Below are 13,055 nucleotides of genomic sequence, written 5' to 3'. Positions count from 1 at the left end.
CCTGCAGCAAGGCACTCCACGTCTGTGCCATCGTGGCACCAACATAGGCGCCCACAGCAGAGCCGATCTGAGCGCCCAACTGTCCACCCACTGTTTCGAACTGGACGAGGCTGGCGCCCAGGCGCGCGCCGATGTACCCACCGATCGCGGTAAAGACCTGCCCCTTTGACAAGCCATCTGTGATGCCGATCGTGGCGCCATCAGCAATCTTGATCGCATTCTCAATGATCTGGCTGAGTGAGCTTGCGGCAACGCTCTGTCCGACCTCTCCCAGCGTGCCCTTGATGCCAAGCGAGCTGATCAGCTCAGCCGTCAAATAGGCAGAAACCGTGCCAGCAGCGGCGCCCTGAAGGCTTACTCGAAATTCGTCCGGAACATCAGAGAGCAGATCCAAGACGCCCGCCCGGGTCACGACCTTCGTTCCACCGGCGGCTGCAATCTCGCCCAGATTTTTGCCTACCGTCTTCAACGTGGCTGAAGCGAGCACCTTCCACAGTGGATCGTTGATCTTCAGCGCAGAGGCTATTGCCCCGCCAATGGCCCCGCCCAAACCCCCAGACATGGTGATTCGTTGCAAGGTTTCACTGTCAACGGGGAGCTGTATCTGTGAAGGGCTTCGCGGCTTCTGCGAAGCATCACCCTTTCTATTGAAGACCCGCAATGGCCCTCGGCCATCAGAGAATATGAACTGGCTATCTCTTCCGCTGAAGTACAGGCCGTCTGCTTCAAGGACCGCCTCGTTGCCACCTATCGCCTCAAGATCAATCCGAACGTCGCCAGGCTGGTTTCCCGCCGGCATCAGCCGCTGCATCTGCAGCTCGGCTTCGATGATGTACTCCAATTGGGGACCCAAGTAGTAGTTCCGGTAATCGAGCCCCCCGGATTGGCCGAGCCCCGCACCGGTACCGTCGTAGTAGCAGATTCCGAATCCCTCGATGTTCGGCGAATTCCTGCTGGACTCAATGGAGTAGTTGCCGCGCATGGTGATGCCCTGTGCGAGCTTGTAACTACCATTGGGCTCCTTGATGACGCATCCCGGTGGCATCGCCTGATACATCCTGGCCAAGAACGACTGCTGGTCAATGCCATTGCTGGAATTGAGTACGGCTCGTCCCCAGACTGCGTTCCATCCGCCGATCATCGCAACCGCTTCGTTTTCGCGAGTAGCCTTGAGGTAGGCAGCCAGGATGGGCGTGTAGTCTCTGACACCCTTCACGACCGAGAGTGCGTATACCTGCTGGCGGAAAGTTTCGAGCGCTTTGGCGTTCTCGACTTGATAGATGCTATGCGCGGTTTCATGGCCGAGCACGAATGCCAGCGCGTCCAACGCAGCTTCACCTCCAGCAACGAACCGATCGCGACTTATACGGATGACTCCGGACCCGGCGCTGTAGTGCCCTCCCTCTGTCGCACCGGAGGGAAGCAGTTCGATTCCCTTCAGCGTTCCATTCTTGGCGGATACGTTCAAGCGAATCATGAGTTCGGGTGAACTCTCGATTGTCCGCCTAATGGTCTGCTCGGCCTTGGAGAACTGCCCTCCCTTCTGACGGAGGCTCTGCAGAACGGCTTCAAGCTCGTTGTTGATCGATGGCATGTTCAGAACTCCCGGGGACCGATGCTGATCGTTTCAACGCACTGATGGCGCTGACCATTGGTAGTGCTTGTGTATGTCCTGACCGCAACCTCCACGTTTCTGGCACCGAGGTACCAGGTCTCGGGAAGCAGCGTTGATCTGACTGGCCCACCCTCCATCCCGATGGCCTTGAGCCTCCGGGCAAACTGATCGGCATTGAAGGTGCAGGTGCTCCCTGGCGTGGCAACGTAGGTGTCGAGGCGCGTTTGATAGCCACCGTTGCGAAACTCGGTGTGCATCCAGAAAGACCAGCCTTCGACCGTGACCCCCTCCCCTCTGCCGGAAGAAGGCAAACCTGCTCCACGCCGCCAACTGACCCGCATCGCCTGTTCCAGAGTGCTCGGCGGGATGCCCTTCCAGTGGTCCCCGCCCTGTCGGGCCAGCAGTCCAACCAGGCGTTCCTGCAGGTCCACCGACCTCAAGGAGGCGTGATCTCGTGCCTGTAGATGCCAAGGGAGGAGTACCAGCGCGAGAATCAGACCAAGAGCCCGCATAGGTACAGGGTTGCCGTTTGAGGCTCGAACTCCGCTTTTCATCGCTCCCTCCCCGCCTCCTGAACACGCCGCGACAGCGGTGACAGCAGGTATTCAATGATGCGGCGATCACCGGTCTTGATCTCCGCCGTGGCAGCCAAGCCTGGCGCCAGCGCGCGGCGCCGGCCATCCACTTCGATCCAGGGCTTCAGCAGGCGCACGCGCGCCGGGTAGCGTAGCCCTTCCTTCTCGGTCTGCACCGCATCATGGCCCACGGTCTCCACGATTCCGTCGACCACGCCGTAGCGGGTGAACGGGTAGGCCTCCAACTTCACCTCCACCGACTGGCCGTCGCGGACGAAGCCGGCATCACGATTGGGCAGCATCGCATCGACCACCAGTTCGCCGTCGTGCGGCACCAGCACCATCAGCGGATCTGCCGGCTTCACCACGCCGCCGATGGTGTGCACCTGCAGCTGCTGCACCACGCCGGTCACCGGCGCGCGCAGTACCATGTGCCCGGCCTTGTCATGGGCCTTCTTCAATTCTTCGCCACGCAGCGCGCGCGCCGCTTCGGCCTCGGTCAGGGCGTCCAGTGCTTCACGTGCGAACTCGCTGCGGCTCTTGCTCATCTGCTGGCTGGCCGCCAGTTGCGCTGCGGTCGCTTTGCGCTGCTCTTCGCGTCGGATCGCCAGGTCCTGGCGCATGCCGACAACACGCTCCTTCACTTCGGCCACCTGCAGTCGCGGCACATAGTTGTCGCGGCTCAGCTCCTCCAGCTTGTTCAGCTGGTCTGTAGCCAGCGGCAGCTGCTCTTCCAGCTTGGCGATCTCGGCCAGGATCATGCCGTGCTCGCCATCGCGCTGGCTGCGCTCCTGCTGCAAGCCGCCCACGGTGGAATCGAACTCGCGCTGTTTGGCGGCCACCAGTGCCTGCTGGATGGCAACGATGCTGTCAGATGCTCCCTCCGGTGCGATGAACCGACCGGCCCGGCCGGCAACGTGGTCAACCACGGCCTGCGCCCGTGCCACATCGATCTGCGCGGTCAGCAACGCCTGGCGCGCCTGCTCGACCTCGGCATGGCTGACCGTCGGATCCAGTTCGAGCAGCGGCGTGCCAGCCTTCACCGACTGCCCTTCGACCACATGGATCGCACGGACCACGCCCTGATCCGCCGCCTGGATCACCTTCACGTTGCCGCGCGGAATGACCTTGCCTTCGGCCACGGCAACCATGTCCAGGCGGCCAAGGCACGACCAGACCAATGCGATGGCCAGGAAGGCGATCAGCAACCAGAGAACGGTGCGGCCGATAGGGTTCGGGGGCTTTTCCAGAATTTCCAGCGCCGCCGGCAGGAAGTCCGGCGCGGCCGAATCCCGTTGATCCGGCTGCGCACGCTCTGCGCGCAGGCTCTCGCGCAGGATGCCCAGGTGATGCCTCAGTCCCTTCAACATGCGTGCTGTCCTTGGCTGGGCCCGCAGTGGTCAGTTCAGCGGGGCCGCCACGGCGGGCAGGCCCATCTGTTTGGTGTAGAGCAGTGAGTAACGGCCTCCCGCGCGGAGCAGATCCTCGTGCGTGCCGGTCTCGGTGATGCGGCCACGTTCGAGGGTCACGATGCGGTTGGCCTGGCGTACCGCCGACAGACGATGCGCGATGATGATCACGGTGCGGCCGGCGGACATCCGCTTGAGGTTGTCCTGGATGACCTCTTCGCTCTCCGCATCCAGCGCCGAAGTCGCCTCATCGAAGATAAGGATCTTCGGATCGATCGCCAATGCACGCGCGATCGCCAGGCGCTGCCGTTGGCCGCCGGAGAGATTGCCCCCGCGCTCGTCGATGCGAGTGTCGTAGGCCTCGGGCAGCTCCAGGATGAAATCGTGCGCGCCAGCCAGCTTGGCCACTTCCACCACCCGGCTCATCGGCATCGCCGGGTCGGCCATGGCGATGTTCTCGCGCACGCTGCGGTTGAACAGCAGGTTTTCCTGCAGCACCACACCCACCTGTCGCCGCAGCCACGCCGGATCCACCATGGACAGATCGACACCATCCACCAGCACACGGCCGCGCTCCGGGGTGTGCAGGCGCTGGATCAGCTTGGTCAGGGTCGACTTGCCGGATCCCGAGGGCCCGACCACGCCGAGGATCTCACCCGGAGCAATCTCCAGACTGACCGACGACAACACTTCCTGCCCCTCAGGCCGATAGCGGAACGACACGTGCTCCAGCGCGATGCGGCCATCCACTGCCGGCAGGCTGGCACGCGAGGGTGAGCTGGCCGGTTCGGTAGGGGAGTTGAGGATGTCGCCCAGCCGCTCCACGGCAATGCGCGCCTGCTGGAAGTCCTGCGCCAACTGCGCCAGGCGCAGCACCGGCCCGGCAACCTGCCCGGCAAGCATGTTGAACGCCACCAGTTCGCCCACGGTCAGCTTGCCGTCAATCACCAGCCGCGCGCCGAAGAACAGGAGTGCCACGGTGGCCAGCTTGTGGATCAGCTGCACCGCCTGCGAGCCCCAGTTGGCCAGCATGCTGGCGCGGAAGCTGGCCTGGATGTAACCCGCCAGCTGCTTGTCCCAGCGGTTCTGCGCCTGCGGCTCGACCGCCAGCGCCTTGATGGTCTCCACACCGGTCACTGCTTCGACCAGGAACGACTGGTTTTCGGCACCGCGCACGAACTTTTCATCCAGGCGGCGCCGCAGCATCGGCCCGACCACCATGACCACCACCGCGTACAGCGGCAGCGTGATCAGTACGATCAGCAGCAATGCAGGGCTGTACAGCCACATCACGGCCAGGAACACGATGGCGAAGAACAGGTCCAGCACGACCGTCTGCGCCGAAGAGGTGAGGAACTCGCGGATGGTTTCCAGTTCGCGCACGCGCGCCACCGAATCGCCCACCCGGCGCGCCTGGAAATAGGCCAATGGCAGATGCGTGAGGTGGGAGAAGAGCTTCGAGCCAAGTTCGGCATCAACGCGGCTGGTGGTGTGCGAAAACAGGTAGGTGCGCAGTCCGCCCATCAGCACTTCGAACACCGAAACCACCAGCAGGCCGAGGGCAAGCACTTCCAGCGTGGTGATGCCTTTGTGCACCAGTACCTTGTCGATCACCACCTGGAAGAACAGCGGCGTGATCAGTGCCATCAACTGCAGGAAGAACGAGGCTACCAACACGTCACGCAGCAGGCGGCGATACTTCACCAGGGCAGGAATGAACCAACCGACATCGAAGCGCCTCACGGCACCGGCCACGCTTTCACGCGTGGTCATCAGCAACAGGCGGCCATCGAACTCCTGCGAGAACTCGCCAAGGGACAGCGTGACCGGGCGTCCGTCGGCCGCCGCGTCGAAGCACAACACGTTCTCGGCGTCAGCCTTGAGCACGAGCGTATAGCGCCCGTCGGCCAGGCAGGCGATGGCGGGCAGCGGATGGTCGCGCAGCGCGGTTACCCGCGCCTGTACCACGCGTGCTTTGACGTCCATCCGCTTGGCCAGGCGCAACAGATCCTGTGTATCGATACGGCCTTCGGGGTGGCCCAGCTGGTGCCGGAGCTGGTCGGGGTCGGCAGGCCGATCCAGAAACCCCAACAGGGCGACGAAGCACGCCAGCGCGCCTCCATCGTCCACGCACAGTGACTCCTGCAGATCGATCCCTGATCCGTTACTGCCCACGTCAACTGCCTTGTTGTCCCCTGGTGCGCGGACTCTAGGGCCATGCCATGGCAGCTGTCCATCTGCTGAATGCGCTTTTGTGCAAATCAGGTCAAAGTGACAAATTGGTCACATTTTTCAACATCAATCCCGTTCATCCAGACAGGAGCGCACCTGCGAGCGGAGGGCCAGCCTCATGGCATCATGATCGCTGCACGTTCCCTATCCGTTCCCATGACGATCAAAGGCAAAGCCACCTCCCTGGACATCGCCCACCTGGCCGGGGTCTCCCAGCCGACCGTGTCGCGGGCGCTCCGTGGCAGCCCGATGGTCAATGCCGAGACCCGCGAGCGCATCCTGCGCATCGCCCGCGAACTGAACTACAAGGTCGACAAGAACGCCTCCAGCCTGCGCCTGCGCAATGCGGGCACGCTGGCCCTGCTGTTCTTCGAAGACCCGACCAACGACGACTCGCTGATCAACCCGTTCTTCCATTCGATGCTGGGCTCGATCACTCGCGCCTGCGCCCTGCACGGGCAAGACCTGCTGGTCTCGTTCCAGCAGCTGTCCACCGACTGGCAGGCCGATTACGAAGACAGCAACAAGGCCGACGGCATCATCCTGCTCGGCTACGGCGACTACCACGAATCGCGCGACCGCCTGCAGCGGCTGGTCGAACAGGGCACGCACTTCGTGCGCTGGGGCGCCGCCCTGCCCGGCCAGCCCGGCGTGTCGATCGGCAGCGACAATTTCCAGGGTGGGCATGACATCACCAACCACCTGTTGCACCAGGGCTGCCGCCGCATCGCCTTCCTCGGCCATGCCTCCAGCCATTACCCCGAATTCCAGGAACGCTACCGCGGCCATGTCGCGGCCCTGCAGGACCACGGCCTGGCCGCCGAACCGGCGCTGCAGCACGATGCGATCACCACCGAGGCTTCCGGCCAGGAGGCCTGTCAGGTGCTGCTGGCGCGCGGTGAACCGATCGATGCGATCTGCGCCGCCAGCGACCTGATCGCCATCGGTGCGATGCGCGCGCTCCGCGAGGCTGGCCTGCGGGTGCCACAGGACGTGGCGGTGACCGGCTTCGACGACATCCCACTGGCGGCCTCGGTATCCCCGGCGCTGACCACCGTGCAGCAGGACACCAAGCAGGCCGGACAGCTGCTGGTGGAGCGCCTGCTGGCACTGATCGGCCGGCAACCGGTGGAGAGCCAGAGCATCCCGGTGAAGCTGGTGGTGCGGGAATCTTCGCTGCGCGGGTAAGCGCTGCCAGGCCACCGCCCCACGCCCCAACGTGCGACGGCGGAATTCTCCCCCCATGACCAACGGCGGATGCGCACGGAGGCTGATGCGCGGATAACGCGCAGACATCGCCCATTGAAAGGTGTACGTCGCATGCTGAAGATCGATTCGCTGTCCAAGACGTACGCCAACGGCGTGCATGCCCTCAACAACGTCAACCTGGACATCCCGCGCGGCATGTTCGGCCTGCTCGGCCCGAACGGCGCCGGCAAATCGTCGCTGATGCGCACGCTGTCCACCCTGCAGGAGGCCGACAGCGGCACGGCCGTGCTCACCATCCCCGGCGAGACACCGATCGACGTGCTGCGCGACAAGGACGCGGTGCGCCGCCGGCTGGGCTACCTGCCGCAGGATTTCGGCGTGTACCCGAAAGTCAGCGCGCTGGACCTGCTGGAGCATTTCGCGGTGCTCAAGGGCCTGACCCAGCGCGCGCAGCGCCGCGAGGTGGTCGATGGGCTGCTGCAGCAGGTGAACCTGTGGGACGCCCGCAAGCGCAAGCTCGGCACCTACTCCGGCGGCATGCGCCAGCGCTTCGGTATTGCCCAGGCGTTGCTGGGTGACCCGCGGCTGGTGATCGTCGATGAACCCACCGCCGGCCTCGACCCGGAAGAACGCAACCGCTTCCTCAACCTGCTGGCCGCCATCGGCGAGAACGTGGCGGTGATCCTGTCCACCCACATCGTCGAGGACGTGACCGATCTGTGCCCGACGATGGCGATCATGAACAAGGGCCAGGTGCTGCTGACCGGCCGTCCTGCCGAAGCCATCGACGCCCTGCAGCACCAGGTCTGGCGCAAGCAGGTCGATCCTTCTGAACTGGCCGACCACGAAGCGCGCTATGTGGTGCTGTCGACCCGCCTGGTCGGTGGCCGCCCGGTGATCCACGTGCACAGCGCCAACGACCCCGGCGACGGCTTTGCGACCGTAGCTCCCGACCTCGAGGACGTGTACTTCCAGCGCCTGCGCCTGCAGGCCCGTGCCCGCGCGGCAGCCTGAGCGGAGCACGCCATGATCCTCAACTTCTTCCGCTTCGAGCTGCGCGAGCAGCTGCGTTCCCCGCTGCTGTGGCTGCTGGCCGGGCTGTTCGCCCTGCTCGCCTTCGCCGCTGCCTCCAGCGACGCCGTGCAGATCGGTGGCGGCACTGGCAACGTGCACAGCAACGCGCCCACCGTGATCGCGCAGATGCTGGGCATCTTCACCCTGCTTGGCATGCTGGTCACCGCATTGTTCGTCAGCAACGCGCTGTTGCGTGACTTCGAGCTAGGCACCGCCGAACTGATCTTCGCCAGCCCGGTGAAACGCCGCGACTACCTGGCCGGACGCATCGCCGCCGCCCTGGCGGCAGGCTTGCTGGTCTACGTGCTGATCGCATTTGGCCTGTGGCTGGCGCCGTTCATGCCGTGGGTCGATCCCGAGCGCATGGGCCCGATCAGCTGGCAGGGCTATGCGTGGACGTTCGCGGTCATCGTCATACCGAACCTGCTGTTCACCACCGCGCTGCTGTCGCTGCTGGCGGCGCTGACGCGCTCGATCCTGTGGGTCTACATCGGCCTGGTGGCCTACCTGGTGCTGTACGGCGCCAGCGCGGCCCTGCTGCGCGACATCGACAACACGTGGATCGCGGTGCTGAGCGAACCGTTGGGCATGCGCGCACTGGGCCGCACGATCCGCTACTGGTCCACCGCCGAACGCAACAACGGGATTCCCGAGCTGGCCGGTTACTTGCTGGCCAATCGCGCCCTGTGGTTGGGCGTGGCTGCCGCGCTGTTCGCCGCCACCTTCGCGCTGTTCCGCACCGAACGCAGCGGCAGTGGCCGTCGGCGCTGGGGCCGCAGGCAGGCGCAACCGGTTGCCGATGCCGGCGCCGTCCGCCCCACCCGCGCAACGCTGCCACGCGTGGTACCGGCATTCACTACCACCACGGCGTGGCAGCAGTTCCTGCGCCAGGTCCGCTTCGATACACGTGGCGTCCTGCGCAGCGTGCCGTTCATCGTGCTGCTGGTGCTCGGCCTGGCCAACTTCCTGCCCAGCGCGCTGTTCCGGCAGACCCTGTACGGCACCTCGATCTGGCCGGTCACCTCGCAGATGATCATGGGCCTGCAGGGCGCCTTCAGCTGGCTGCTGGTGATCATCGTGCTGTTCTTCGCCGGTGAGCTGGTCTGGAAGGAACGCAGCGCGCGCATCAATGAAGTGACCGATGCCATGCCGGTGCCGAACTGGGTGCCGCTGCTGGCCAAGTTCACCGCACTGCTGGCGGTGATCATCTGCTTCCAGGCCGCCGGCGCGCTGGCGGCGATGGGCGTGCAGCTGGCCAAGGGCTACACGCATCTGGAGCCGCTGCTGTACCTGCGGAGCCTGGCGCTGGATTCGGTGGTCTACATCCTGATGGGGGGCCTGGCGCTGGTGCTGCAGGTGCTCACCAACAACAAGTTCGTCGGTTATGCGCTGCTGATCGTGGTGATGATCGGCCAGGGCGTGCTCGGCCTGCTCGACTACACGCAGAACCTGTACAACTTCGGCAGCTGGCCCAACGCGCCCTATTCGGACATGAACGGCTACGGCCACTTCCTGACCGGGCAACTGGCGTTCCAGGGCTACTGGGCCCTGTTCCTGCTGACCTTGATGTGCCTGGCGTCAGCCTTCTGGGTACGAGGTGTCAGCCAGGGCCTGCGTCAGCGCCTGGCCCTGGCCGGCCGCCGCCTGCGCGGCCCGACCGGCGTCTTCGCTGGAGTAGCGGCCTTGGCCTTCATCGGCGTGGGCGGCTGGCTGTACTGGAGCACCAACATCCGCAACGAGTTCATCTCGCCCGACCAGCAGCTGGATCTGCAGGCCCGCTACGAGCGTGAACTGTCGAAGTACCGCAACCTGCCGCAGCCTCGCATCGTGGCGGTGGACAACCGCGTTGACCTGTTCCCCGAATCGCAGTCGATGGTGATCGATGCGAACTGGACGGTGCGCAACACGCATGCCGTGCCGATCCAGGACGTGCATGTCTCGATGGGCGACGACAAGCAGCTGGTCGCGGTTGACCTGGGTGGGCAGACCTTGTCGATGCATGATGCCGATCTCGGCTACCGCATCTACCGCCTGGCCGCGCCACTGCAACCGGGTGAAAGCCGCAACGTCCACTTCCGGGTTGTGCAGAAACCCAACGGCATCACCGCCGGCCAGGCGCCGAGCAACATCGTCGACAACGGCACGTTCTTCAACAGCCGCGTACTGCCGTCGTTCGGCTACAACGAAGGCGCCGAGATCAGCGACCGCAACGAGCGGCGCAAGCGCGACCTGGGTGAGCCGCGGCGCATGCCCAAGCTGGAAGACGAAGCCGCACGTGCCAACACCTACATCTCCAACGATGCCGACTGGCTCGACTTCCGCACCACGGTCTGCACGGCACCGGACCAGGTGGCGCTGGCCCCGGGCTACCTGCAGCATGAGACCACGGTCAACGGCCGACGCTGCTTCAGCTATGCCATGGACCGGCCGATGCTGAACTTCTACGCCTATCTGTCGGCACGCTGGGAGGTGCGCAAGGCGAAGTACAAGGACATCCCGGTGGAGGTCTACTTCGACCCGGCGCACGGCTACAACGTGGACCGGATGATCGAAGCGGTGCAGAAGTCGCTGGCCTACTACGAAGCGAACTTCACGCCCTACCAGCACCGCCAGGTACGCATCATCGAGTTTCCGGGCTATGCGCGCTTCGCGCAGTCGTTCGCCAATACCATCCCCTACTCCGAGGCCATCGGCTTCATCGCCGACCTGCGCGATCCGGACAAGGTGGACTACGTGTTCTACGTGACCGCGCACGAGATCGCGCACCAGTGGTGGGCGCACCAGGTGATCGGTGCCAACGTACAGGGCGCGACGGTGCTCTCCGAATCGTTGTCGCAGTACTCTGCGCTGATGGTGATGGAGCAGGAGTACGGCCGCCAGCACATGCGCCAGTTCCTCAAGCGCGAGCTGGATGGCTACCTGTCCGGACGCGGTGGCGAGGCCATCGAGGAGCAGCCGCTGGAGCGCGTGGAGAACCAGCAGTACATCCACTACCAGAAGGGTTCGCTGGTGTTCTACCGGCTGCGCGAGGAAATCGGCGAGCAGGCGCTGAACCGTGCGTTGAAGCGCTTCCTGCAGGACAAGGGCTATCAGCAACCGCCGTACACCACCTCACGCGAACTGCTGGGCTACATCCGCGCCGAGACCCCGGCTGATCGTCAGCAGCTGGTCACCGACCTGTTCGAGAAGATCAGCTTCTACGACAACCGCGTGATGGCCGCCAGCGCCCGCAAGCGCGATGACGGTCGCTACGACGTGACCCTGGACCTGCACGCGGCCAAGCAGTACGCCGATGGCAAGGGCAAGGAGAGCGACGGCACGATGGATGACTGGGTTGAGATCGGCGTGTTCGCCAATGGGCCTTCGGGCAAGGAACGCGACCAGAAGGTGCTGTACCTGCAGCGCCACCACATCACCAGAGCCGCGCCGAAGATCACGGTGACGGTGGACGAAAAGCCGGACGAAGCAGGCTTCGACCCGTACAACAAGCTGATCGACCGAGTGAGCGATGACAACCGGCGCAAGGTGACGATGTGAGGCAACGGGGCGCCGGCCTGTCCGCCGGCGCTCCACGCAACACCTGCGGGCTTGGCTCGGCCTTACTGTAGTGCCGAGCCATGCTCGGCATACTGCCCACGGTGACCGAGAAGCTTCAGCGCACCGTCGCCTTCGGCCCCAGCAACGCCAGCAGCACATAGACCACGATCGAGGCGACGGTACCGAGCCCCGCCGGCAACCCGAATGCCCACGCCGAACGGCCCTGCTGGCGCGCCCACTGGGCCAGATGCCAGGCCGCGCCCAGATTGATCAGCCAGGCAATGACGAACACCGGCCACAGCACCATGCCCACCGCGCGCAGCAGGGGCATGGAGACCAGTGCGGCAACGATGGCTGCGATCAGGAAGATCAGTGCTGAGCGGGGGTGCCGGGCCGTTGCGGCGCTCATGCGGCCAACCTGCGCACCATCACCAGCACGCGGTGGCTGCGGTTGTCCGCTTCCTGCAGCGGCTTCCAGCCCAACCGCGCATACAGGCCGCCATCCAACGATTCGGTCTGCAGGTACAGTTCGGAAACGCCCATCCGCACCGCCTGCGCCGCGGCCTGTTCGACCAGCGCGCCAGCCAGCCCACGCCCGCGATGACTATCGGCCACGAACACGCTGCCCAGCCAATGCTCGTACTGCGGGAAGGCCTGCATTTCCCGGCGCTTGAGCTGCACGGCACCGACCACCTGGTCTCCATCGAAGGCGGCGATCAGGTGCGGGAAACCCTCGGCGTCCTGAGGTGTGTTCAGCCGCTGCAGTTCCTGTTCCAGCGACAGGCCGGCGTCGCGGCCCCATTCGGCGTGGTACCACCGGGCCAACTGCTGCCGTTCCGGTGCATCGGCGGGTAATACCCTGAATTCCATGGCAATGCCTCGATGGGGAAGCGTTCTGTAGAGTCGAGCCATGCTCGACTGATCTGGCACTGTGCGAAAGGCAGTCGAGCATGGCTCGACTCTACAAATATAGCGCGGTGGCGGTTCAGCCCTGGGCGAAGTCCTTCAGGATCTCGCCCACGCCGCTCGGCGAAATCTCAAAGCCCAGCGAAGTGCCCGGATTGATCACCACGCCATAGCCACCCGGCACGCGGCGCAGCACGTCCAGCATCAGCCAGCGGATCTGGTGTTCGGCCTGCTGGCTGTAGATGCCCACCCGCGACGGGTCGGTGAACACGGCCACGTGCAGGGTGCCCTGCTTGTCGAACAGCAGCGGGTCGAAGCCGCTGCCGTCGGGGGTGACCAGGCTGCCGGTCAGCAGCACCACTTCGGAGGCGACGAAGGCCTCCATGAAGGCGCGGATCGGCACCGCCCCGTCCATCGCCGCCTTCAGCAGGGTTTCGATCGGGGTCTGCGGGGCGAGGTCGGTCATGGCGGTACGGCGGGGCGTGAGGGATGTCTATT

At 64.8% G+C, this 13,055-nt stretch carries 9 protein-coding genes; 3 read left to right on the top strand and 6 right to left on the bottom strand.

The features are described 5' to 3' along the window. Positions 1-1,596: 1,596 nt before the first annotated feature. The 3 genes from N7573_RS15915 to N7573_RS15905 all read right to left on the bottom strand — a co-directional run bounded on the left by N7573_RS15915 (position 1,597) and on the right by N7573_RS15905 (position 5,729). Positions 1,597-2,046, bottom strand: a complete 450-nt coding sequence (locus N7573_RS15915; protein ID WP_138927384.1) for a hypothetical protein — start codon at positions 2,044-2,046, stop codon at positions 1,597-1,599. Between the two features lie 119 nt (positions 2,047-2,165). Beyond that, the gene (locus N7573_RS15910; protein ID WP_049422738.1) at positions 2,166-3,560 is read right to left on the bottom strand and encodes an HlyD family type I secretion periplasmic adaptor subunit; all 1,395 of its coding nucleotides are present in this window, start codon (positions 3,558-3,560) and stop codon (positions 2,166-2,168) included. 30 nt (positions 3,561-3,590) lie between these two features. After that, the gene (locus tag N7573_RS15905; RefSeq protein WP_235202901.1) at positions 3,591-5,729 is read right to left on the bottom strand and encodes a type I secretion system permease/ATPase; all 2,139 of its coding nucleotides are present in this window, start codon (positions 5,727-5,729) and stop codon (positions 3,591-3,593) included. 258 nt (positions 5,730-5,987) lie between these two features. Here N7573_RS15905 and N7573_RS15900 point away from each other — a divergent pair, with 258 nt between their 5' ends. The 3 genes from N7573_RS15900 (at position 5,988) to N7573_RS15890 (ending at position 11,651) form a co-directional block, all read left to right on the top strand. Next, on the top strand, positions 5,988-7,019 hold the full coding sequence (locus N7573_RS15900) for a LacI family DNA-binding transcriptional regulator (RefSeq protein WP_279912121.1): 1,032 nt from the start codon (positions 5,988-5,990) through the stop codon (positions 7,017-7,019). A 132-nt stretch (positions 7,020-7,151) separates the two neighbouring features. Then, complete coding sequence (locus N7573_RS15895) at positions 7,152-8,054, top strand: ABC transporter ATP-binding protein (RefSeq protein ID WP_279912122.1); 903 nt, start codon at positions 7,152-7,154, stop codon at positions 8,052-8,054. A 12-nt stretch (positions 8,055-8,066) separates the two neighbouring features. Beyond that, positions 8,067-11,651 (top strand): ABC transporter permease subunit, encoded by a 3,585-nt coding sequence (locus N7573_RS15890; RefSeq protein WP_279912123.1) that lies wholly within the window; start codon positions 8,067-8,069, stop codon positions 11,649-11,651. Between the two features lie 115 nt (positions 11,652-11,766). Here the strand turns inward: N7573_RS15890 and N7573_RS15885 are convergent, their stop codons facing one another. From N7573_RS15885 to N7573_RS15875, 3 genes are all read right to left on the bottom strand, one after another. Further along, positions 11,767-12,060, bottom strand: a complete 294-nt coding sequence (locus tag N7573_RS15885; RefSeq protein WP_279912124.1) for a hypothetical protein — start codon at positions 12,058-12,060, stop codon at positions 11,767-11,769. Beyond that, the gene (locus tag N7573_RS15880) at positions 12,057-12,521 is read right to left on the bottom strand and encodes a GNAT family N-acetyltransferase (RefSeq protein WP_032129587.1); all 465 of its coding nucleotides are present in this window, start codon (positions 12,519-12,521) and stop codon (positions 12,057-12,059) included. Before N7573_RS15880 ends, N7573_RS15885 begins: the two co-directional genes overlap by 4 nt. Positions 12,522-12,636: 115 nt before the next feature. After that, complete coding sequence (locus N7573_RS15875) at positions 12,637-13,023, bottom strand: SseB family protein (RefSeq protein WP_049462191.1); 387 nt, start codon at positions 13,021-13,023, stop codon at positions 12,637-12,639. Positions 13,024-13,055: the final 32 nt, after the last annotated feature.

This window comes from Stenotrophomonas sp. GD04054, assembly GCF_029836955.1.
In the GTDB taxonomy this organism is placed as follows: domain Bacteria; phylum Pseudomonadota; class Gammaproteobacteria; order Xanthomonadales; family Xanthomonadaceae; genus Stenotrophomonas; species Stenotrophomonas maltophilia_A.
This window is presented reverse-complemented; position numbering and strand designations above follow the sequence as displayed.

Coding starts and splice junctions, on each gene's coding strand:
- N7573_RS15910 (WP_049422738.1), bottom strand. CDS start 3,560: ATGTTGAAGGGACTGAGGCATCACCTGGGCATCCTGCGCGAGAGCCTG.
- N7573_RS15900 (WP_279912121.1), top strand. CDS start 5,988: ATGACGATCAAAGGCAAAGCCACCTCCCTGGACATCGCCCACCTGGCC.
- N7573_RS15895 (WP_279912122.1), top strand. CDS start 7,152: ATGCTGAAGATCGATTCGCTGTCCAAGACGTACGCCAACGGCGTGCAT.
- N7573_RS15890 (WP_279912123.1), top strand. CDS start 8,067: ATGATCCTCAACTTCTTCCGCTTCGAGCTGCGCGAGCAGCTGCGTTCC.
- N7573_RS15885 (WP_279912124.1), bottom strand. CDS start 12,060: ATGAGCGCCGCAACGGCCCGGCACCCCCGCTCAGCACTGATCTTCCTG.
- N7573_RS15880 (WP_032129587.1), bottom strand. CDS start 12,521: ATGGAATTCAGGGTATTACCCGCCGATGCACCGGAACGGCAGCAGTTG.
- N7573_RS15875 (WP_049462191.1), bottom strand. CDS start 13,023: ATGACCGACCTCGCCCCGCAGACCCCGATCGAAACCCTGCTGAAGGCG.